The sequence below is a fragment of the Agrobacterium sp. 22117 genome (assembly GCF_052045735.1).
Classification (GTDB): Bacteria; Pseudomonadota; Alphaproteobacteria; order Rhizobiales; family Rhizobiaceae; genus Agrobacterium; species Agrobacterium cavarae.
On the sequence record NZ_JBQEPP010000004.1, the window covers coordinates 396677 to 417658 of the forward strand.

Annotated in this window: 21 protein-coding genes and 1 tRNA gene; 11 read left to right on the forward strand and 11 right to left on the reverse strand. The window is 59.0% G+C overall.

Going from position 1 to position 20982, the window contains the following annotated elements:
* Nucleotides 1-153: 153 nt before the first annotated feature.
* From ACTJKV_RS13855 to ACTJKV_RS13880, 6 genes are all read left to right on the forward strand, one after another.
* A complete protein-coding gene (locus tag ACTJKV_RS13855) occupies nt 154-981 on the forward strand; it encodes a sugar phosphate isomerase/epimerase family protein (RefSeq protein ID WP_440598882.1) in 828 nt (275 codons plus the stop codon).
* A 38-nt stretch (nt 982-1019) separates the two neighbouring features.
* Nucleotides 1020-2141, forward strand: coding sequence for a substrate-binding domain-containing protein (locus ACTJKV_RS13860; protein ID WP_153310795.1), 1122 nt, complete (start codon nt 1020-1022; stop codon nt 2139-2141).
* Between the two features lie 121 nt (nt 2142-2262).
* A complete protein-coding gene (locus tag ACTJKV_RS13865; RefSeq protein WP_112953159.1) occupies nt 2263-3429 on the forward strand; it encodes a Gfo/Idh/MocA family protein in 1167 nt (388 codons plus the stop codon).
* Nucleotides 3426-5000: a sugar ABC transporter ATP-binding protein gene (locus ACTJKV_RS13870; protein ID WP_313590783.1), complete on the forward strand. Its 1575-nt coding sequence runs from the start codon at nt 3426-3428 to the stop codon at nt 4998-5000. Before ACTJKV_RS13865 ends, ACTJKV_RS13870 begins: the two co-directional genes overlap by 4 nt.
* Nucleotides 4993-5934, forward strand: a complete 942-nt coding sequence (locus ACTJKV_RS13875; RefSeq protein WP_112953155.1) for an ABC transporter permease — start codon at nt 4993-4995, stop codon at nt 5932-5934. Before ACTJKV_RS13870 ends, ACTJKV_RS13875 begins: the two co-directional genes overlap by 8 nt.
* A complete protein-coding gene (locus ACTJKV_RS13880; RefSeq protein WP_113179965.1) occupies nt 5931-6233 on the forward strand; it encodes an antibiotic biosynthesis monooxygenase in 303 nt (100 codons plus the stop codon). Before ACTJKV_RS13875 ends, ACTJKV_RS13880 begins: the two co-directional genes overlap by 4 nt.
* Nucleotides 6234-6467: 234 nt before the next feature.
* On the opposite strand, the gene ACTJKV_RS13885 is transcribed toward ACTJKV_RS13880, so the two are convergent.
* The 3 genes from ACTJKV_RS13885 to ACTJKV_RS13895 all read right to left on the reverse strand — a co-directional run bounded on the left by ACTJKV_RS13885 (nt 6468) and on the right by ACTJKV_RS13895 (nt 7515).
* Nucleotides 6468-6737 carry a DUF6538 domain-containing protein gene (locus tag ACTJKV_RS13885; RefSeq protein WP_236769483.1) on the reverse strand — a complete coding sequence of 90 codons (270 nt, stop codon included), beginning with the start codon at nt 6735-6737 and terminating at the stop codon, nt 6468-6470.
* 157 nt (nt 6738-6894) lie between these two features.
* A tRNA-Gln gene (locus ACTJKV_RS13890) sits at nt 6895-6968 on the reverse strand.
* Between the two features lie 109 nt (nt 6969-7077).
* Complete coding sequence (locus ACTJKV_RS13895) at nt 7078-7515, reverse strand: Lrp/AsnC family transcriptional regulator (RefSeq protein WP_112953152.1); 438 nt, start codon at nt 7513-7515, stop codon at nt 7078-7080.
* A 129-nt stretch (nt 7516-7644) separates the two neighbouring features.
* On the opposite strand from ACTJKV_RS13895, the gene rocF reads away from it, so the two are divergent.
* Nucleotides 7645-8565, forward strand: a complete 921-nt coding sequence (gene rocF, locus ACTJKV_RS13900; RefSeq protein WP_440598883.1) for an arginase — start codon at nt 7645-7647, stop codon at nt 8563-8565.
* A gap of 13 nt (nt 8566-8578) precedes the next feature.
* Nucleotides 8579-9667, forward strand: coding sequence for an ornithine cyclodeaminase (locus tag ACTJKV_RS13905; RefSeq protein ID WP_440598884.1), 1089 nt, complete (start codon nt 8579-8581; stop codon nt 9665-9667).
* On the opposite strand, the gene ACTJKV_RS13910 is transcribed toward ACTJKV_RS13905, so the two are convergent.
* Nucleotides 9662-10546, reverse strand: coding sequence for a DMT family transporter (locus ACTJKV_RS13910; protein ID WP_440598885.1), 885 nt, complete (start codon nt 10544-10546; stop codon nt 9662-9664). The genes ACTJKV_RS13905 and ACTJKV_RS13910 overlap by 6 nt on opposite strands.
* A gap of 230 nt (nt 10547-10776) precedes the next feature.
* Here ACTJKV_RS13910 and ACTJKV_RS13915 point away from each other — a divergent pair, with 230 nt between their 5' ends.
* Nucleotides 10777-13074 carry a heavy metal translocating P-type ATPase gene (locus ACTJKV_RS13915; RefSeq protein WP_440598886.1) on the forward strand — a complete coding sequence of 766 codons (2298 nt, stop codon included), beginning with the start codon at nt 10777-10779 and terminating at the stop codon, nt 13072-13074.
* 95 nt (nt 13075-13169) lie between these two features.
* On the opposite strand, the gene ACTJKV_RS13920 is transcribed toward ACTJKV_RS13915, so the two are convergent.
* The 5 genes from ACTJKV_RS13920 to ACTJKV_RS13940 all read right to left on the reverse strand — a co-directional run bounded on the left by ACTJKV_RS13920 (nt 13170) and on the right by ACTJKV_RS13940 (nt 17385).
* Nucleotides 13170-13631 (reverse strand): molybdenum cofactor biosynthesis protein MoaE, encoded by a 462-nt coding sequence (locus tag ACTJKV_RS13920; protein ID WP_440598887.1) that lies wholly within the window; start codon nt 13629-13631, stop codon nt 13170-13172.
* A gap of 3 nt (nt 13632-13634) precedes the next feature.
* Nucleotides 13635-13889 carry a molybdopterin converting factor subunit 1 gene (gene moaD / locus ACTJKV_RS13925; RefSeq protein ID WP_153310789.1) on the reverse strand — a complete coding sequence of 85 codons (255 nt, stop codon included), beginning with the start codon at nt 13887-13889 and terminating at the stop codon, nt 13635-13637.
* Entirely contained in the window at nt 13889-14476 is a 588-nt protein-coding gene (gene pgsA / locus ACTJKV_RS13930) for a CDP-diacylglycerol--glycerol-3-phosphate 3-phosphatidyltransferase (protein WP_062427575.1), read from the reverse strand. Before pgsA ends, moaD begins: the two co-directional genes overlap by 1 nt.
* A 102-nt stretch (nt 14477-14578) precedes the next feature.
* Nucleotides 14579-16621: an excinuclease ABC subunit UvrC gene (gene uvrC / locus ACTJKV_RS13935; protein ID WP_162739600.1), complete on the reverse strand. Its 2043-nt coding sequence runs from the start codon at nt 16619-16621 to the stop codon at nt 14579-14581.
* Entirely contained in the window at nt 16618-17385 is a 768-nt protein-coding gene (locus ACTJKV_RS13940) for an SDR family oxidoreductase (protein WP_113227170.1), read from the reverse strand. The genes uvrC and ACTJKV_RS13940 overlap by 4 nt, the downstream gene beginning before the upstream one ends.
* Nucleotides 17386-17754: 369 nt before the next feature.
* On the opposite strand from ACTJKV_RS13940, the gene ACTJKV_RS13945 reads away from it, so the two are divergent.
* Nucleotides 17755-18405, forward strand: a complete 651-nt coding sequence (locus ACTJKV_RS13945) for an outer membrane protein (protein WP_062445385.1) — start codon at nt 17755-17757, stop codon at nt 18403-18405.
* A gap of 74 nt (nt 18406-18479) precedes the next feature.
* On the opposite strand, the gene ACTJKV_RS13950 is transcribed toward ACTJKV_RS13945, so the two are convergent.
* Complete coding sequence (locus ACTJKV_RS13950; protein WP_440598888.1) at nt 18480-19073, reverse strand: glutathione S-transferase family protein; 594 nt, start codon at nt 19071-19073, stop codon at nt 18480-18482.
* Between the two features lie 17 nt (nt 19074-19090).
* Nucleotides 19091-19819: a ribonuclease T2 family protein gene (locus tag ACTJKV_RS13955; protein ID WP_440598889.1), complete on the reverse strand. Its 729-nt coding sequence runs from the start codon at nt 19817-19819 to the stop codon at nt 19091-19093.
* Nucleotides 19820-20023: 204 nt separating this feature from the next.
* Between ACTJKV_RS13955 and ACTJKV_RS13960 the strand changes: the two genes are divergently transcribed.
* Nucleotides 20024-20980 (forward strand): lysylphosphatidylglycerol synthase domain-containing protein, encoded by a 957-nt coding sequence (locus ACTJKV_RS13960; RefSeq protein WP_112953136.1) that lies wholly within the window; start codon nt 20024-20026, stop codon nt 20978-20980.
* Nucleotides 20981-20982: the final 2 nt, after the last annotated feature.

Genomic DNA, 20982 nt, shown 5'->3' on the forward strand with positions numbered 1-20982 from the left:
TTGATAAATCCTCACCTTGAGACGTGCAACAACAAACTTTTGTATTAAAACAGCATAAGTTTGCCAATAAATGCATTTTAAATGTTGACATGAGTGGTTTAAGGGCGCAATCAAGGCGATATAAGGTGGAAATGTCTTGAGGAGGAGATGACCATGGAGCGTTGCAAGCTGGCTTATCATGCCAATTGCTGGGGGGAGCTCGGCGGAAGTGCCGTTGGCGTCACCTCGATTACACAGCTCTCTTACCGGACCTTCGGTGACATGAGGCGTGCCTTCGCCGATATTGCAGCGGCAGGATATGAAGGCGTGGAGCTTTTCGATGGCAACCTGCTCGAATTCGCCACGGCGGATATGCGTGCCCTGCTGTCCGACAATGGTTTGAGCATTGTCGCCGCATATGCTGGCGGAAACTTCATCTTCGACGATATCCTTCCGGAGGAGTTGGCCCGCGTGACGCGCGCCGCGGAACGGGCCGCCGAACTCGGTGCTCCGCATCTCGTTGTCGGCGGCGGCGCAAAGCGTTTCGACGGAACGCGGGAGGCGGATTTTCACAAGCTGGCGGCAGCGCTTGATCGGGTAGGGGAAATTGCGAGCGCACACGGTTTGCGCGGCCATTATCATCCCCACCTCTCCACAATCGTGGAGGGACCGGAGGAGGTCGCAAAGATCTTCGGCCTGACGGGTATCGATTTCTGCCCGGACACGGCGCATCTCGCAGCAGCAGGCGGCGATCCTGCGCAGCTTATACGCGATCACGCGTCCCGTATTTCCTATGTCCACCTCAAGGGCCTGCAGCGCGAGCCGTTTGCCTTCACGCCTCTTGATCGTGGTGACGTGCCGACCGACGGCATTATTGCCGCCTTGCGCGAGATCGGCTTTGCCGGCTGGATCTGCGCGGAACTCGATGCCTGGACCGATCCGCTGGAGGGCGCTCGTGCCAGTATGACTTATCTGAAATCGGCCGATCTCAAGAAGGATTGAAGGCCACCGGGGCTATGCCCCATCCACGGGAGGAAACCATGATTACCAGACGCATTCTTTTGTGCTCCGCGACCATCGCGGCAGTGCTGTCCATCGCGGCCCCGACATTTGCCGCCGATCCCGATACCGCGCTCGCCAAGCTGCAGGAATCGGTGCTGTCGAAGGGACCGTCGGGTGAAGACCCGTCGCCCGCCTCCGGCGTCTCGCTGACCGCCGAGGAACTTGCCAAGGTCAAGGCAATGGGTGCCACGGCTGCTATCGTCATGCATTACGGCGGCAATGACTGGTCTCGCGCCCAGATCAACGGCTTGCAGACACAGTTTGCGGCCATGGGCATCAAGGTCATTGCGGTCACGGATGCCGGCTTCAAGCCCGAAAAGCAGGTGGCCGACCTCGAAACCATCATGGCGCAGAAGCCGAACATCATCGTTTCCATCCCGACCGATCCGACTGCGACCGCATCGGCCTACAAGGCCGCAGCGGATGCTGGCACCAAGCTGGTGTTCATGGATAACGTGCCTACCGGCTTCAAGGCGGGCAAGGACTACGTCTCCGTCGTCTCCGCTGACAATTATGGCAATGGCGTTGCCTCGGCGCATCTGATGGCCAAGGCACTCGGTGGCAAGGGCGAGATCGGCCTAGTGTTCCACGCTGCTGATTTCTTCGTTACCAAGCAGCGCTATGACGCCTTCAAGAAGACCATCGCGTCGGACTATCCCGATATCAAGATCGTAGCCGAGCAGGGCATCGGCGGCCCGGATTTCTCCGGTGACGCAGAAAAGGCCGCCGGCGCAATTCTGACGTCCAACCCGAACGTCAAGGGCATCTGGGCGGTCTGGGACGTGCCCGCCGAAGGCGTCATCGCCGCAGCGCGAAATGCCGGACGGGACGACCTGATCATCACCACGATCGACCTCGGCGAAAACGTGGCGATCTCGATGGCGCAGAACGGTTTCGTCAAGGGCCTCGGCGCCCAGCGGCCCTATGATGCGGGCGTCGTAGAAGCCAAACTTGCCGGCTATGCCCTTCTGGGCAAGACGGCCCCAGCCTTTGTCGCCCTGCCGGCTCTGCCTGTCACCCGCGACAGCCTGCTAGATGCGTGGAAGACGGTCTATTCGACCGAAGCGACCGCCAACGTCAAGTCCAGCCTAGGCAACTAAACCGCTTACAGCGCGCGGTGCGGAAAATCCGCGCCGCGCCAGGAGAGCCCCGGTAAGGCGATCGCTGATCCCACCGGCATGTTGAGCAGCGTATCGCTGCACCAAATTAGGAGATACCTCGATGACGAAAGTGATGAACGTCGCCATGATTGGCGGCGGCTTCATGGGCAAGGCGCATGCCATGGCCTATGCCGCTATGCCGATGTTCTTTTGGCCGGCTCCGGCGATCCCGCACCGCAAGGTGATAGTGGATGTGACCGACGGCATGGCCGAGGATGCCCGCCAACGCTTCGGTTTCGAGGAAGCTTCCTCGGATTGGCGCGCCACGGTCAACCGGCCGGATGTTGACGTTGTCGATATCTGCACGCCGAACAATGTCCATGCTGAGATCGCCATAGAGGCGGCAAAGGCCGGCAAGCATATCATCTGCGAGAAGCCGTTGGCTCGCACCGTGGAAGAAGCTCGCGCCATGGCCGAAGCGGTCAAACAAGCCGGCGTGATCAACATGGTGGCCTTCAACTACCGTCGCACCCCAGCCGTTGCTCTGGCGAAGAAGTACATCGATGAGGGTCGGATCGGTCGCATCCTCAATTTCCGTGGCACCTATCTGCAGGACTGGTCGGCGGATCCGGATTCACCGCTTTCCTGGCGCTTCCAGAAGAAGATCGCAGGCTCGGGCGCGGTCGGCGATATCGGCACCCATGTGGTCGATCTCGCGCACTATCTGGTAGGGCCGATTGCGGAGGTCATCGCGCTGACCACGACCTACAACAAGACCCGTCCGCTTCAACAGGGCGGTATCGACAAACTTGGTGCGGCGGAAAAAGCGGCCGACGCTGAACGTGGCGACGTGGATGTGGACGACGAAGTCGTATCCATGCTGAAATTTGCCAATGGTGCGATCGGTAGCCTTGAGGCGACCCGCAATGCCTATGGGCGCAACAATTTCATCACGCTCGAAATCCACGGTACAAAGGGCTCGATCCACTTCAACTACGAACGCCGTGACGAGTTGCAGGTCATGTTTGCGGACGACCCGGCTGATGCGCGCGGCTTCCGCACCGTGTATACCGGTCCGGCGCACCCCTATGGTGGCGGTCTCTGGCCGATCCCCGGCCTTGGCATCGGATATTCGGAAACGAAGATCGTCGAGTGCTACGACTTCTTCCAGGCGATCGCGAAGGGCAAGCAGCCGAGCCCCAATTTTGAAGACGGCCTGCTGACCGAACTTGTCGCGGATGCTTTCATCCGCTCCGGTGAGTCGGGTGTATGGGAGAAGGTGGGATGAACGACAGCGCCGCAGCCGTTCGGATGACAGGCATTTCGAAATCCTTCGGGGGCGTCCGCGCCCTTGAAGGCGTCGATCTCGAGGTGTTGCCCGGCGAGGTTCATGCCCTGTTGGGCGGCAACGGCGCTGGCAAATCCACGATCCTGAAGATACTGAACGGAGTTCATCGGCCTGATCAGGGCACGATCGTCGTCGCCGGACGCGCATTGACGGCTCACACGCCGGAAGAATCACGTGACGCCGGCATTGCCATGAACTACCAGGAAATGAGCCTTATCCCGACGCTGACGGTGGCGCAGAACGTGTTCCTGACGCGTGAAAGCCGCACCGGCACCGGATTGATCGACGATGCGGACGCGGAGCGCCGCGCCGCTGAACTTTTTGCGCGGCTTGAGGTCTCGGTCGATCCCCGCGCCCTGGTCGGCGATCTCGGTGCTGGCCAGAAGCAGTTAACCGAGATCGCCAAGGCGATTTCGCAGGATGCGAAGGTTCTCGTTTTGGACGAGCCCTCGACGGCGCTCGCGGTCTCCGACGTCGAACGCCTATTTGTCTTCCTTCAAAAGCTGAAGGCCGAGGGTGTCGCAATCATCTATGTCAGCCACCGCATGGACGAGATCGCCCGCATCGCCGACCGCGCGACCATTCTGCGTGACGGCCGGCACGTCGTCACCGCGCCGCTTTCCGAGCTACCGATCGACACCATGATCGAGCATATCGTCGGCAAGCGCTCGAAAGGACTTTCGGACGTCGTGCGAGGCTCTTACGTCAGGGGAAAGGTCCTGCTGGAGGTCAGCAATCTCAGCGGTGCGCACAAGCCTGAGCATGTGTCCTTCGCGCTGCACGCCGGCGAAGTCCTCGGCCTGGCCGGGCTTCTGGGTTCTGGACGGTCTTCGCTCGCGCGGCTGCTCGCCGGTATCGATCCTGCTGCAAGCGGCATGATCAGCATCAAGGGCAGGGAGGTCTCGATCCGTAAGCCCGGCGATGCGATCGACAACGGCGTGGCGCTGGTTCCAGAGGCGCGGGCCACCCAGGGCATCATTCCTGCGCATTCGGTGGCATCGAACATGGTGCTCGCGGTCATCGAACGGCTGTCGCGTGCCGGTGTGGTCAACCGCAAGGCCGTGGTCGACCTCACGGACAGGCAGATTGCGCGGCTTTCGATCAAAACAGCGAGCCGCGACCACGCCGTGGCCACGCTATCAGGCGGCAACCAGCAGAAGGTGGTGATCGGCAAGTGGCTGGCCACAGATCCCGACATACTCATTCTCGACGAACCGACAGCCGGAATCGACATCGGCTCGAAGTCGGAGATCATTCGTCTGGTGCGGGATCTTGCCGCCTCCGGCAAGGCCATCATCATGATCTCCTCGGAGCTTTCGGAACTGCTGACCGCTTGCGACCGCATTCTCGTCATGGCGGATGGACGCGTTTACTCGGACCTTCCTCGCGAGGCTTTTGACGATCCGGCAGTGGCGGTGGACGACCCGGCGCATCGCCTGCAGGCAGCGGAGCAAAAGCTCCAGACCGAAATACAGCGGGCGCTCGCAGCCCAGGAGACGATCAATGCTTAAGGCTTTCGCCGCCAACTGGCGCCAGAACATCATCTATATCGGCTTCATCGCCATCTTCGTCGTGTTCGCGGTGACGCTGAACGACAAGGGCTTCCTGACAGCCAACAATCTGCTCAACATCGTGCGCCAGACGGCGATGATCGCTGTCATGGCAATAGCCATCACCTTCGTGCTGTCGGCGGGCGAGATCGATCTCTCGGTCGGCGCGGTGGCAGGCCTGACGACGGTGACCGTCGCCATGGCGATAGCCGTCGGCGGACCTTTTGCAGGCGTGCTGGCAGGGATTGCCACAGGTCTAGCGGTCGGGTCCTTCAACGGCTGGCTGACCACGCGCATCGGCATTCCATCCTTTCTCACGACGCTGGCGATGATGGGCATCGCCAAGGGCGTCGCCATGTGGATTTCCGCGACCGCTGCGGTTCCGATCCTTTCGCCCGGCTATTCGTGGCTGTTCGGCGGTGGCAATCTTGGTCGGATTCCCGTGCTGCTGGTGTGGATGCTCGTGCTTGGCGTCATCGGCCATATGGTGCTGCGGCGCACAGGATTTGGTCGCCGTGTGCTCGCGACCGGCGGCGGCGAAACCGCTGCACGCTATTCCGGTATCGATACCCGCAACATCAAATTCAAGGTTCTGGTAATGTCGTCCTGTGCAGCGGCTCTGGCAGGCATGCTGTATGCAGGGCGTCTGCAATCAGGCCGCTTCCAGCTTGGCGAGGGTGACGAACTCTCGGTCATCGCAGCGGCGGTGCTTGGCGGCACCAGCCTGTTCGGCGGGAAGGGTACCGTGGTCGGTACCATTGTCGGGGCCTTGATGATCGGGCTTATCAACAACGGCCTCATTCTGATGGGTCTGGAATTCAGCCAGCAGTTGATCGCCCGCGGCGGCATCATCATCCTGGCCGTCGCCCTCAGCCAGAAGAAGTCGGCATCATGACCGTTACCATTATCGGAACCGTAACGGCTCGCCCCGAATACCGGGATGAGCTACAGGCTATTCTAAGTCGTCAGGTAGCCCCGACACGGGCGGAAGGCGGCTGCATCAACTACGACTTCCATGTGGATGCGGCAGATGACTGTGTCTTCGTTTTCTACGAGAACTGGAGAAGCCAAGGGCATCTCGACCAGCACATGAAAATGCCGCATCTCGTACCGCTTCTATCGCAGATAGACAGACTGCTGGCAAAGCCGGTCGAGATCCGACACCTGCGGATGATCGGCAACCCGGCCACATGAGCGAGCATTCAGGGCACCGGCCTTCTTGATTAGGCTAAAAGCGGCCTGGTTCTCCTGGCTCCCTTGTCTTCTTCCATAGTGGCAAATGTCGAAACCGACTATATCGGTGAGTACACAGATACGCCCGTCAATTTCCGCGGCGATGTCCCGGAAGGGTTTACGGGGACGGAGAAGTAGCTATCGACATCGGACCAATGTGAGGTACACCTCTGGATAGACGGCAAACGGTCGGCCTCATTGCAAGAAGTCCGCGATGAAGCAGATAGCGGACGACAATACCTGCCTCAACGTAAGCGTGGTCTTTTTCCAATGCAATATCAGTTCGGCGACCAGCATGTTCAGCTTGCGGCCGATCGCCTGCGCTTTCTTATGATCAGAACAGTGAAGGCTCAATGAAAGCCGGCTGCCTGGTTGGCATTTCACGAAGGCGCTTGGGACGCGCGCACGCCAATAGAAGATGTTGCCGCGGCGGGTGAGATTCTCGACGTCGTGGCGGATCGCCATGAGGTTTTGCCCTTGCCTGCCACCTGAGATGCCGGCGCGCCTATTGCGCGTGGGCATCACCTGTGGGCTACAGTTCTGGGCATCAGGTCGCCAATGATGCCAAAACGATATCCGGCACGACTGGAAAATCAAGGAATTAAGACATTTTAGGGAGAATTGGCTGGGGAACCTGGATTCGAACCAAGATCGACGGAGTCAGAGTCCGCTGTTCTACCATTGAACTATTCCCCAATCCGAGAAGCGCCGGGCGCTTTCGTTTGGTGGGTCGTCATATAGATGATTTGGTTGGCTATGCAAGCTGAAAAATGCATTTTTTCCAAAGCTTGTTTTTCGGTTCAGGTCAAAGCCTTGCTTTGGTGGATCTCTGTGTCGAGAGGATCAGGCTGGTTTCGCTGCCGGTGATGCCAGGGACGAGGCGGATGCGGCGGAGAACTGCGTCGAACTCGGTGAGCGTTGCGGCGCTCAGTTCGACGATCAGGTCCCAGCGGCCGTTGGTGGAGTGGATTTCGGAAACCTCCGAAATGCCGCCGAGGGCGCGGATGACGCGGTCGGTGACGTGGCCTTCGATCTCGATCATCATGATGCCGCGTATTGCGTTTTCTACCGCGTCTGCGCGCAGGATAACGGTGTAGCCGATGATCGTGCCGTTGTGCTCCAGCTTCTCCATGCGCGTGCGGATCGTAGCGCGGGAGGCGCCGGTTTCAATTGCCAGATCCGATATGCTTCGTCGTCCGTTGTGGCGCAGAAGCGTGATGAGCTTTTCGTCAAGTTGATCCATGGCAAACCATTTTGGCAGGACTATTGATCAGAATGATAAGCCTAATCAGGAAACTTGCCAATCAGTACTATTCAATCTGCCATCTTAGTGTGGTTTCATGATCAAAAATCGGGAACTGGAGACGACATGATGGACTGCAAGTTGATCGGTGTTCCGCTGCAGATTGGGGCAGGGCAGCTCGGATGCGAGATGGGGCCCAGCGCTCTTCGGGTCGCGGGGCTGAAGGTAGCGCTTGAAGAGTTGGGGCATCATGTCAGCGATCTCGGTAACGTGTCGCCGGCGCCTTTTCGCGATCTCCAGCATCCGAACGCGGCGGTGCATCACCTTCCCGAAACGGTCGCCTGGACCGAGGCCTTGATCGAGACAGCCTATCTCGAAAGTGCAAATGCCATGCCGATCTTCCTTGGCGGTGACCACGCTCTCTCCGCCGGCACGGTTGCCGGGCTGTCGCGCCGGGCTGCCGAGCAGGAGCGACCACTTTTCGTGCTTTGGCTGGACGCCCACACTGATTTTCACACGCTTGAGACGACGAAGAGCGGTAATTTGCATGGCACCCCGGTCGCCTATTACACGGGGAGACGTGGCTTTGCAGGTTACTTCCCGCCGCTTTCGCATCCTGTCGATCCGAACAATGTCTGCATGATCGGCATTCGAAGCGTCGATCCGGCAGAGCGTGCGGCGCTAAAGGATTCCGGGATCACCGTGCATGACATGCGCATGATCGATGAGCATGGCGTGGCCGCGCTGCTGCGGGAGTTCCTGGCGAAGGTCGAGGCGGCCAATGGGCTGCTGCATGTCAGCTTCGATGTCGATTTCCTCGATCCGTCGATTGCGCCAGCTGTCGGCACGACGGTGCCGGGGGGCGCCTCTTTCCGTGAGGCGCATCTGGTGATGGAGATGCTGCATGACAGCGGTCTCGTCAGCAGCCTCGATCTGGTGGAGTTGAACCCGTTTCTGGATGAACGTGGGCGCACCGCGACCCTGATGGTGGATTTGACCGCAAGCCTGATGGGCAAGCGCGTTCTCGACCGTCCGACACGAGCAGGTTGAGGAGGAACTGACCATGACAGCCATTGCGAAACTGAATATCGTTCCCTTCGTCAGCGTCGATCATATGATGAAGCTGGTGCTGAACGTTGGCATCGACACTTTTCTTCGCGAGCTTGCGGACGTTGTCGAAGAGGATTTTCTGCGCTGGGAGTCCTTCGACAAGACGCCGCGGGTCGCCTCCCACTCGCAGGAAGGGGTGATCGAGTTGATGCCGACGAGCGACGGTACGCTTTACGGCTTCAAATATGTCAACGGGCATCCCAAAAATACGCGCGACGGCCGGCAGACGGTGACGGCTTTCGGCGTTCTGTCCGATGTCGGCAATGGCTACCCGATGCTGCTGTCCGAAATGACGATCCTGACAGCACTTAGAACCGCCGCCACCTCTGCCGTTGCGGCAAAACATCTGGCCCGGGCGGATGCGCGCTCCATGGCGATCATCGGCAACGGTGCGCAGAGCGAGTTCCAGGCCCGCGCGTTCAAGGCAATTCTCGGCGTCGATCACCTGCGGCTTTACGATATCGATCCGTTGGCAAGCCGTAAATGCGAGGCAAACCTACGCGGGCTCGGTTTTTCGATCACGATCTGCGACAGCGCCGAGCAGGCTGTCGAAGGTGCAGACATCATCACCACCGTCACCGCAGACAAGCAATATGCCACGATCCTGACCGACAACATGGTCGGCCCAGGTGTCCATATCAATGCGATTGGTGGTGATTGTCCCGGCAAGACGGAGTTGCACCGCGATATCCTGCTGCGCTCGGATATCTTCGTGGAATACCCGCCGCAGACGCGGATCGAAGGGGAGATCCAGCAGCTGGATGCCGATCATCCGGTCATCGAGCTGTGGCAGGTCATGGCGGGCAAGACGGTGGGTCGCACGAGCGAGCGGCAGATCACGCTGTTCGACAGTGTCGGCTTTGCCATCGAGGATTTTTCAGCGCTGCGCTATGTGCGTTCCAAGCTGATGGAAACGGGTCTCTTCGAAGAACTCGATCTTCTCGCCGATCCCGACGAGCCGCGCGATCTTTATGGCATGCTGCTTCGATGCGAGGCGGCGATGTCTGCTGCCGACACACAGAGGCAGCCTGCGCTTTCATAGTCCTTGAAGTCGGCGTCTTCTGGCTGTGAGTTGCTCGCGCCAAATGGTGAAGAGGCCGGCTGCGATGACGATCGCCGCGCCAAAAACCATATGGGCGGTCAGCACTTCCCCATAGATCGTGACGCCGACGATCGAGACCAGCACGAGCTGGTAGTAGGAGAAGGGCTGCACCGAGGCCGCATCCGCCAGCTCGAAAGCGCGGATCAAAAGGTAATGGCCGCTCATGCCGGTGATGCAAAGCGCCAGCATCCACAGCCAATCATGCGCAGCCATGTTGACCCAGTAAAAGGGACCGACCAGCGTCAGCGCTGCGGCGCCAGCAACGCCGGTGTAAAAGAAGCTGGTCATGGCTGTATCGGTGCGGCTGGCAAGCCTGGTCATCACACCGTAGAGCGCCAGCATGAAGGCGGCGACGAAGGTCAACAGGAAGGTCAGATCGAAGCCCGTTTCGCCGGGGTTGATGATGATCAGCACGCCGATGAAGCCGACCAGAATGGCGCACCAGCGCCGCCAGCCGACCTTTTCCCCCAGCATCGGCACGGAAAGTGCCGCGACGATCAACGGGATGCAGGCGAAGATGGAGTGCGTGTGCGCCAGGCCCACGAGCTTGAAGGAGAAAATCGAAAGAACAATCTGCGCGGCAAGCAGCACGCCACGGCTGATCTGCAGCAACAGCCGCTTGGAGCGCATCGTGGCTTTCAGGCCATCGTGAGAGCGTGCGGCCAGAATCACGGCGAAGACCGCAAAGGCCCAGTAGCGCAGCATCACGACAAAGACCGGCGGGTAGTACTGGCCGAGATGCTTGGAAATGCCATCCTGCACGGCAAATATCGAAAACGCCCCAAGGGCGTAAAGAAGTCCGGTTGACTGGCTGGGCATCGCTCTCTCTCGGCATATCGGCGGGAGGGAGGATATGCCGATAGTCTGATCACCAAACAATCTAGCGAAAAATGGCGGAAGCGAAAGGCCGGATCAAATCTCTTCCGTTCCCTTCACCAATTTATATGCAGCACATGCCGCGTTGAATTTTGCGAGAAATCTCATTTTGGTCTTGTAGCTCTAGTGGCTAGAGGTCGTAAGACGTGTTCAGCAAAATGAGGACCGACGAGATGAGCACGGATTTACAGACCAGATTTCGGGTTGGCGGCATGGATTGCGCCTCTTGCGCCAGCAAGATCGACACTGCCGTTCGGCGCATGCCGGGCGTGGAAGACGTGTCGGTCTCCGTCACTGCGGGAACGATGAGCATCCGTCACGATCAGACGAGCGATCTCGATGCCATAGGAAAGAAGGTTCGGGGCCTTGGCTATTCGGTCGAGCGATTGGCTGGGCGCCACGTCGATAACCAGACATCGGCGAACCATGGTGGGGCCTGCTGTGGGGGTCATGCGCATGACCATGCGAATGGCGACAGCCACACGCATTCCAGCCCGGCCAACGATCACGATGCCCACGACCACGATAGCCACGAACATGGCAAACAGGACCGAGGCGACCGTGCCGCCGCGGTCGAGGGATTGCATGGCCATGACCATGAGCCGAGTGACGGCCCCTGGTGGAAAAGCAAGAAGGGGCGTGCAACGCTGTTGGCCGGCGCCGCCCTGGTGGTGGCCTATGTGATCGGCCACCTTGTGCCGTCCATCCAGTTTTATGCCTTCGCCATCGCCATGCTGGTGGGCCTGGTGCCGATTGCGCGCCGGGCCATCATGGCAGCGCTCGCCGGCACGCCCTTCTCTATCGAAATGCTGATGACCATTGCGGCCGTTGGCGCCTTGGCCATCAACGCGACGGAAGAAGCCGCTGCCGTCGTCTTCCTGTTTTTGGTGGGCGAGTTGCTGGAGGGCGTGGCCGCTGGCAAGGCACGTGACAGCATCAAGTCGCTCGCCGCCCTCGTTCCGAAGACCGCACTGTTAGAAGAGGCGGGCAAAACCAGCGAGGTGCCGGCCGAAAGCCTTGAGATCGGCGCCATCATTCTTGTTCGTCCGGGTGATCGCATATCGGCAGACGGCGTCATCGTGTCCGGCGAAAGCGCGATCAACGAAGCGCCGGTGACGGGGGAGAGCGTACCTACTCAAAAGAGCGCTGGCGACAGCGTGTTTGCTGGCACTGTCAACGGTGACGCTGCATTGCGGGTCCGCGTTACGGCGGCCGCAGCCGACAACACGATTTCGCGCGTGGTGAAGCTGGTTGAGGAGGCGCAGGAAAGCAAGGCGCCGACCGAGCGCTTCATCGATCGCTTCTCGAAATATTACACGCCAGGCGTCGTGGTCGTTGCCGCGCTGGTTGCGCTTGTGCCGCCGCTTCTCTGGGGGGCGAACTGGGATGAATGGATCTATAAGGGCCTTGCCATTCTGCTGATCGGCTGCCCATGCGCGCTGGTCATCTCCACCCCCGCCGCCATCGCCGCCTCGCTTTCGGCAGGCGCACGCAGAGGCTTGTTGTTGAAGGGAGGCGCTGTATTGGAAGGGCTCGGTCGTCTGACGGCGGTGGCGCTCGACAAGACGGGCACGCTGACGGAAGGCAAGCCGAAGGTCACCGATATTGTATCTTTCGCGTTGTCGGAACCCGAGACCCTTCGTCTGGCAGCAGCGCTTGAGACGGGCTCCAGCCATCCGCTTGCTATCGCGATCTTGGAAAGGGCCACGGAGAACCAGATCGCCCTTCCAGCGGTCAGCGATGCCAAGGCGCTTGGCGGCAAGGGCGTGTCGGCCACCGTGGAAGGGCAGTCGGTCTTTCTTGGCTCGGCGAAAGCGGCCTCGGGGTTGGTGGATATTCCCACGGCGGATCAGACCGCGATCAGTGCGCTGAGTAATGAAGGCAAGACGGTTTCGGTCCTCGTGGTGGATGGCAGACTGGCCGGTGCGATTGCCATGCGCGATGAGCCGCGTGCGGATGCCGCTGACGGTTTGAAGGCGCTGAAGGATGCGGGTGTCAGGGTCGTGATGCTGACGGGGGATAATGCCCGCACGGCAAGCGCTATCGGCAAGACGCTCGGCATCGAGGTGCGCGCAGACCTTCTGCCGGAGGACAAGCAGCGTATCGTTGGTGAACTCAAGCAGCAGGGTCTCGTCGTCGGCAAGGTGGGCGACGGCATCAACGATGCGCCGGCACTTGCCGCTGCCGATGTCGGCATTGCGATGGGTGGCGGAACGGATGTGGCGTTGGAAACGGCCGACGCCGCCATCCTGCATGGGCGCGTCGGCGATGTCGCCCGAATGATCGATCTTTCCAAGCGGACGATGCGCAATATTTATCAGAACATTGCGATCTCGCTTGGTCTGAAGGCCATCTTCCTCGTCACCACCATCATCGGTGTCACCGGTCTGTGGCCAGCAATCCTTGCCGATACCGGCGCCACGGTACTTGTCACCATGAATGCGTTGCGCTTGCTGAGGGTTGCGAAGTAGGGAGCAGCTCAAAACCAACCAGCGACGGTGTCTCTGGCTTCACTTCGGCGAAGTCTGAGACCGTTCATGTGGTTACATGGAGACGATCGAGAGCCTCAGCGCCACTTTTCCTTGGCGCTATCATCGGCATCTTTAGCCGATACCCAACCGCCCGCAGTCCCATCCGTCCCGTGCTCCTTCTTCCAGAAGGGAGCGGCGGTCTTCAAATAGTCCATGACGAAGTTCGCGCCATCGAAGGCGGCTTGGCGGTGGGATGAGGCGGCGATGACGAGGACGATATTGTCCCCGGTGGCGATCTTGCCATAGCGATGGATCGCAGTCAGGCCACGAAGGTCGAAGCGCTCGATGGCAAGCCTGGCGATCCGCGTCATTTCCGCCTCTGCCATGCCCGGATAATGCTCGAGCTCCAGCGCAGAAAGGGCGCCGCCTTCATCACGGCAGAGACCGGTGAAGGTGACAACAGCACCAATCCCTGCGTCATCTCGCGTCAAGAGCCTGGCTTCTGCGGCAGGGTCGAAGTCTTCCGCCTGAACGCGGATGGTCGGGGTCACGCCCATCGGTCAGCCACCGGTCATGGGCGGGAAAATGCCGATCTCCCGCGCGCCGACGATGCTTTCGTGATGCTCGATATGCTCCTGATTGACCGCGACGCGAATGACATTCGGATATTCGAAGGCCGCCTCGTATTCTTCGCCAAGACCTTTCAGGTAAAGGATCAGTTCGCGCGCCGTCTTCACTTCAGCGGGAAGGTCGATATCCTCCTCCGATTTACCGATCTTTTCGCGCACCCAGGCGAAATAAACGATATGGGTCATCACTCTTCATCCACGATGTGGCGCAGGCCAGCCTTGAAGTAGTCATAGCCGGTATAGATCGTCAGCGCTGCGGCGATCCACAGAAGGCCGATGCCGATCTCGGTGGTGTAGGGCAGGATCGTGTCGCCCGCCGGTCCGGCCAGAAGGAAAGCGATGGCCACCATCTGGATCGTGGTTTTCCACTTTGCAATCCGCGTCACAGGCACGGACACCTTCAGCGCTGCGAGATATTCGCGTAGGCCCGAAACGAGAATTTCACGGCAAAGGATGGTAATCGCTGCCCAGAGCGACCAGCCTGCAATCGTGCCGTCGGCTGCCAGAAGCAGCAGGATCGAGGCGATCAAGAGCTTGTCGGCGATGGGGTCGAGCATGCGGCCGATATTGGAGGTCTGGTTCCAGATGCGCGCCAGATAGCCATCGAGGAAATCGGTGATGGAGGCGATGATGAACAGCCAGAGCGCGGTCCATCGCGCGAAATCCGAACTTTCGAGTTTTCCTTCGACGAAGAAACACAAAACGATGACCGGTACGGCCAGAATGCGGCCGTAGGTCAGGAGATTCGGGATGTTGTATGCGCGCGAAGCCATGGAAAACCTGTCTATCGATATCAGAGCGTTGATGACGCCCTGCGGTTGAAGCGTCAACACCTCTTTGTGTTTTTTTAGCGGGCGGCGGCAAAAGCCGCCGCGTCACTCGCGGCCGCTCTCATGGAAGTGATTGTATATCTGTTTTGCGACAGTTTCTGAAATGCCGCCCACAGCCATCAGATCGCTGAGCGCTGCACGCGACACGGCTTTCGCCGTGCCGAAATGCTGCAGAAGGGCGCGCTTTCTCCCTGGTCCGATGCCGCTCACTTCATCGAGAGGATTCTTGATCATCTCCTTCTTGCGCCGCGCCCGATGCGAGCCGATGGCAAAGCGGTGCGCTTCGTCGCGCAGGCGCTGCACGAAGTAAAGAACGGGATCGCGCGGTGGCAGCGAAAAGTCGCTGCGCGTATCGGTGAAGAAGCGCTCGCGACCGGCATCGCGGTCGACACCCTTGGCAACGCCAATCGCGGTGACGCAGTCACGAATGCCGAGTTCATCGAGAATGGCACGTACCGCTGACATCTGGCCTTGACCGCCGTCGATCAGGATTACATCGGGCCAGGCCGGAAACGGCATATCTGCGGCATCTTCCGGAGACACAGGCTGGCTGCGGTCGGGCCTGCCTTCTTCTTTCAGCAGGCGGGAAAAACGACGCGTCATCACCTCGCGCATCATGCCGAAGTCGTCGCCGGGGGTGATGTCCGTCGATTTGATGTTGAATTTGCGATACTGGTTTTTAACAAAGCCGTCCGGCCCTGCCACCACCATGCCGCCCACCGCATTGGTGCCCATGATGTGGGAGTTATCGTAGATCTCGATGCGGCGCGGGATGTAAGGCATACCGAAGGTCTCGGCGAAGCCTTTCAGCAGGCGCGCTTGAGACGAGGTCTCGGCGAGCTTGCGGCCATGGGCTTCGCGAGCATTGCCCAGCACATGATCGACAATGTCCTTTTTTTCGCCGCGCTGCGGCACCGAAAGGACGACCTTGTGACCGGCCTTTTCGCTAAAGGCTGCAGCCAGCAATTCCTGTTCGTCCACAGTTTCAGACAAAAGAATCTGCCTCGGCACCGGCTTGTCATCGTAGAACTGTGCCAGGAAAGCATTGAGAATTTCCGAGCCAGGAAGCGACGGGTCGGCCTTGGGGAAGTAAGCGCGGTTGCCCCAGTTCTGGCCGGTGCGGAAGAAGAAGACCTGAATGCACGACACGCCACCTTCGTGATGGATGGCGAAGACGTCAGCCTCATCAATCCCGGCAGGGTTGATGCCCTGGTGACTCTGAACGTGCGAGAGCGCGGCAAGACGATCGCGATAGATCGCGGCGCGCTCGAAATCGAGATCTTCCGAGGCCTCGTTCATCTGCCGGGCAATCGTCGACTTCACGCTCTGGCTTTTGCCGGAAAGGAAGTCCTTGGCTTCCTGCACGAGCTCTGCATAGGCCTCGTCGCTGACCTCATGGGTGCAAGGGCCTGAACAGCGCTTGATTTGATAGAGCAGGCAAGGCCGTGTGCGGCTCTCGAACACGCTGTCGGTGCAGGTACGGATCAGGAAGGCGCGCTGCAGCGAATTGATGGTTCGACCGACCGCACCGGCAGAGGCGAAGGGACCGAAATAGGCGCCCTTGCGCGCTCTTGCACCGCGATGCTTGAAGATCGCCGGCGCTCGATTGTCGGCCGTGATCAGAATATAAGGAAACGACTTGTCATCGCGCAACAGCACGTTGAAGCGTGGGCGGAAGCGCTTGATGAGGTTGGCTTCCAGCAGCAGCGCTTCCGTTTCGGTGCGGGTGGTGACGAACTCCATATGAGTCGTCAGCCGCACCATCTGGCCGATGCGGTTGGAATGCACACGGCCTTGGGCGTAGTTGCTGACACGCTTCTTCAGCGAGCGCGCCTTGCCGACATAAAGAACGTCGCCAGCCTCGTTGAACATGCGATAGACGCCGGGATTGTTGGGCAGGTGTTTGACGAATTCGCCAATCAGATCCATGCCCTTCAGGCCGGACTCGTTCTTCCAGCCGGCGTTCCAGTCGATGCCGGCGCTGTCCCGCTCCACGGCGACATCGGCGGTGGAAAGTGCAACATCGTCTTCATCGTCGTCGGTTTCATCGAAGAGAACACCGCCATCCGGCAGCTTCTTTCCGTTCATTCATTAATCTCCGCCACGTCCGGGGTTTCCCAGCCAAGATGCTGTCCCCCGTCGAGTGCGATCATCTGGCCGGTCATCGAGGGGGTATCGTAAAGAAAGCGAATCGTCCGCCCGAACTCATCGGGCTTCGGACCTCTCTTCAATATAAGGGCGTCGACCTGCGCCTGAAAGTCCTCGGGGCTCTGTCTCTCATTTTTAAACGTTGGGCCAGGGCCGATGGCGTTGACCCGGATGCGTGGCGCAAAACTTTGCGCGAGTGTCTGCGTTGCGGCCCAAAGCGCTGCCTTGGACAATGTGTAGGAATAGAAGCGCGGATTGAGCGCCAACACGCGTTGGTCGATAATGTTGACGATCAGGCCGGAATGCTCCTGCGGCAGTTGCTTTGCAAATGCGGCTGAAAGGATGGACGGCGCACGCACATGCACGGCAAAATGCGCGTCGAAGGTCTCGGCGTCAAAATTTTCGGCCTCGTCTTTATGAAAAACAGAGGCGTTGTTGACGAGAACCCCCACAGGTCCAAGGGCTTTTGTTGCCTTTTCCATCAATTCGGCGGTGGAGGCGCAATCCATGAGGTCGGCCTGTAAGACGACCGCCTTGCCACCTTTTTGCCGTAAATCGTTAGCGAACTCTTCGGCTTCGGCCAAAGAAGAACGTGCGTGGATCGCCACCGCAAACCCTTCGCAAGCAAGATAATCGGCGATGGCTTTGCCGATGCGGCGCGCTGCACCCGTGATCAAGACGGTCTTCGGTATAGTCTCTGTCAAAGCGGACTCGTGCTCTGCTTATTCCACATTTACCTGTAGATATAAATCGAAACCATGAGGTTTGCCCACATCCGAATGGCGTTATACAGATTTATCAGGCACAAGTTTTGCCAGCTTAATTTCATGTAAACACAAGTAAAAACGCGCTTTGCTTAAATTAACGATCCATTATCCTTAATAGATTTCTGTGTCCTTTTGGCAACGTCCAATTTCTGTCACGGCTGTGCCTCAATCAATTCACATTTTGGCTCTGTGATTTCCTCATTCCCCCATCATTTTGCATTTCCAGACGGGCAGGGAACTAACTGTTTTGTACCGCGTTGGGACCGAGTGTTTGAGTGCCCCCGCGGGTTTGAAAAGGAGAATGGCATGCGTACTATCGTTGCAACACTTTTGGCTTCTACCATGGCCGCGGCAGCTTTCTCGGCAGCACAGGCAGCCGATGCGGTAAATGAAGTTCCGCAGGCGCCGGTCGCAGTTGAGCAGCCCGCACCGATCAAGGATTGGTCTGGCGCATATCTCGGTGGTACCGTGAACTACGACTGGGGTCGTTTCAGCGGCAGCAACAACGGTCGCGACGCTGACGGTTTCGGCGGTGGCCTCTATGGTGGTTACAACTGGCAGAACGGCCAGATCGTTTACGGTGGTGAAGCCGATCTCGCTTATGGCGATGAGAAGGGCTCCGCTGGCGGCACCCTCGAAGGCAAGCAGAAGCTGAACGGCTCGCTGCGCGCTCGCGTCGGTTACGACATGAACCCCTTCCTGATCTACGGTACGGGTGGTCTTGCAGTTTCGAACAACGAAATTCGTGACACTGCAACCGGCAGCAAGGACGACAAGACGGCTCTCGGCTACACGGTTGGTGCCGGTGTCGAAGCTCTCGTCACCGACAACATCACGGCACGTCTTGAGTATCGTTACACCGATTACCAGGACAAGGACTTCGCCATCAACGGTGGCAACGTCTCGCGCGGCTTCGACGACCACAGCGTCAAGGCTGGTATCGGCGTCAAGTTCTAATCTGCCAGACAGTATGCGGAAAAGCCGGGGTTCTCCCCGGCTTTTCTGTTTCCACATCGAGTAAAATTCGGCGATCAGGCGGCGGATTTCAGTTCCGTATACTGCTTGAACTTCTTGCCGAATTTTTCCGGCCAGTCCGCGAGCCGCTTGCGGCCATCCGCCCACTGTCCACTGAAGCGCAAATCGAGATAGCCGATCATCGCAGCAAGGGCGAAGTGGCCCCCATTCAGCTTCTTGCCGGTCTTCGGCAGATTGTCGTTCAGGAAATCAAGCGCCTTCACCACCTTGCGCCATTGCTTGTCGATCCACTCCTGGTGAACCTTCTCTTCCGGGCGGAAGCGCTTTTCGTAAACGATCGCCAGCAGGCAATCCGTCACACCGTCGCAAAGTGCTTCGAGGATTTCGGCCTCGGTGCGCTTGGCATGCTTTTTCGGGTAGAGCTTTCCGCCAGACAAGCGATCGAGATAATGCATGATCGCGACACTGTCGTAGACCGAGCCACCCTCATGCAGCAGCACGGGGATCTTGCCCAGCGGATTGTTGTCGATCAACGTAGCGGGTTCGGCATTGGTATCGACGCGAACATCGGTGATGCCGATATCCAGATAGCGCGCCGCCATGCGCACCTTGGCGGAATAGGGGGAGGCAGGAGCATAAAGCAGTTCCATTGGTTTTTCCTGTTTCACTATCGGATGGGAATGATCTCTGCGGCATTCGACCGGCAGCCCTGGCGATCGACCTCAGGGCAATCGCGGAAGGACAAGGTCTTGGACAGGCAGATCCGCACCTCCTCCAGTCGCGGACCTTCGCAGCTGATAGCGATGCCACTCTTTGTCATGCCAGGATTGGCATCCACAAAAGCGGATTCGATAGCGTCGGCGGAAAGCCGCTTGCTCTGATCCCCGGTTGAGAGGTCGGCAGGTATCTTGATGCGGTCATAGGCATCACGTGTCTTGTCGAAATATTGTTTCTGCGTCAGGCCACTGCAACTGCCATGCTTGCGCCACTGGTGGCCGATCAGCCCCATGGACGGCATGATGTCGAACATGCTTCGTCCAAGGTTGTCAGGCACGCGCTCGTTTTTGTCCGCGCCGCAGAATTCCGGATAGCCTTGGTCATTCTGAGGCCAGAGACCATGAACCACGAAACCGAACTTTCGATCCGAGCCGCATTGCTGCCGGCTGTTGCGTCCGGCGTCACTGGCACAGAATGCTGGAGACCAGGAGAGCGACAGGACGTAGAAATCGAAGCCTGTTTCCGAGGTTTTAGCTGTGTCTTGTGCGCTTGGCACTGAGGGGGGTGCGGTTTGCTGGGTCGCAGGACCGGACGCCGGCTGGGGTTGGCCCAGAAACACCCAGCCAGCCGCTGCCAATGACAGTGCGCCGAGTGCGATAAAACCGAAATACTGTTTCATCGAGGGCGCTGTCTTTCTGGCAAGGATGACGATTTGTTGAACAGGCTTCGGGTTTTATACCATCTTCTGCCTATGGCAAACAGACCACCGAAAAATCATCTCTCCGGCATCCTTCGTGTTGAACCGGAGTTAGTATAACGAATAAGCTTGTCGAATCCGGCATCACGCCTTGCCGGAGGGAGGATCGAGCCTGGGCATGTCCGCATGAAAATGAAAAAGTATCTCTGGCCCGTCATCGGGATTGCGACGATCTGCTTTTCGGTGTGGCTGCTCTATAAGGAATTGCGCCATCTCTCGCTCGATGACGTCTGGGACAGCCTCAGCGCCATCAGCATGCATCACTGGATGATGTCGGGGCTCTGCACGCTGGTCGCCTATGCCGCTCTTGCCGGATACGACCGAATCGCACTGCAGCATCTGAAGCGCAAGGTCGGCTGGTGGTTCATCACCTTGACCTCGTTTACCACCTATGCCCTATCCCATAATGTCGGCGCGTCCGTGTTTTCCGGTGCCGTGGTGCGTTACCGCGCCTACACCTCCAAAGGGTTGAGTGCTGCGGAAGTCGGCGTTCTCGTTGCGCTTTGCTCCTTCACCTTCGTCATCGGCACGCTGATGCTGATCGGCTTCATCCTGGTTTATGAGCCGGATATCACCGAGCGTTTTGTCGATGTTTTGCCGGTGGAAGCCTCGCGCACCACAGGAATCCTGCTGCTTGCCATCGTCGCGCTTTACGTTTTCGGAAGTCTGATGAAGCTGAGGCCGCTCAAGATCGGCTCCTTCACGCTGTTCTACCCGGTGCCGAAACTGGTTGTTCAGCAGTTGGTCATAGGCCCGATCGAATTGATCGGCGCGGCCGGTATCATCTATTTTGCACTGCCCGAGCTTGGCAATCCAGGCTTCATGGTGATCCTGGGGATTTTCCTGATTTCATTTTCCGCCGCACTGATTTCGCATGCGCCGGGCGGGCTTGGCGTGCTCGAGCTCGTTTTCGTCATGGGTCTGCCGGATATGAACCCCGCAGACGTCATCGCCGCACTTCTCGTCTTCCGCCTGTTCTACCTGATCATCCCCTTCGTCATCGGCCTGTTCATCATCCTGTTTTTCGAACGCTCCCAGCTGGCGGCGGCCGAGCGGGAGGAGAGGCGGCTACAGCAGAAGTAGCC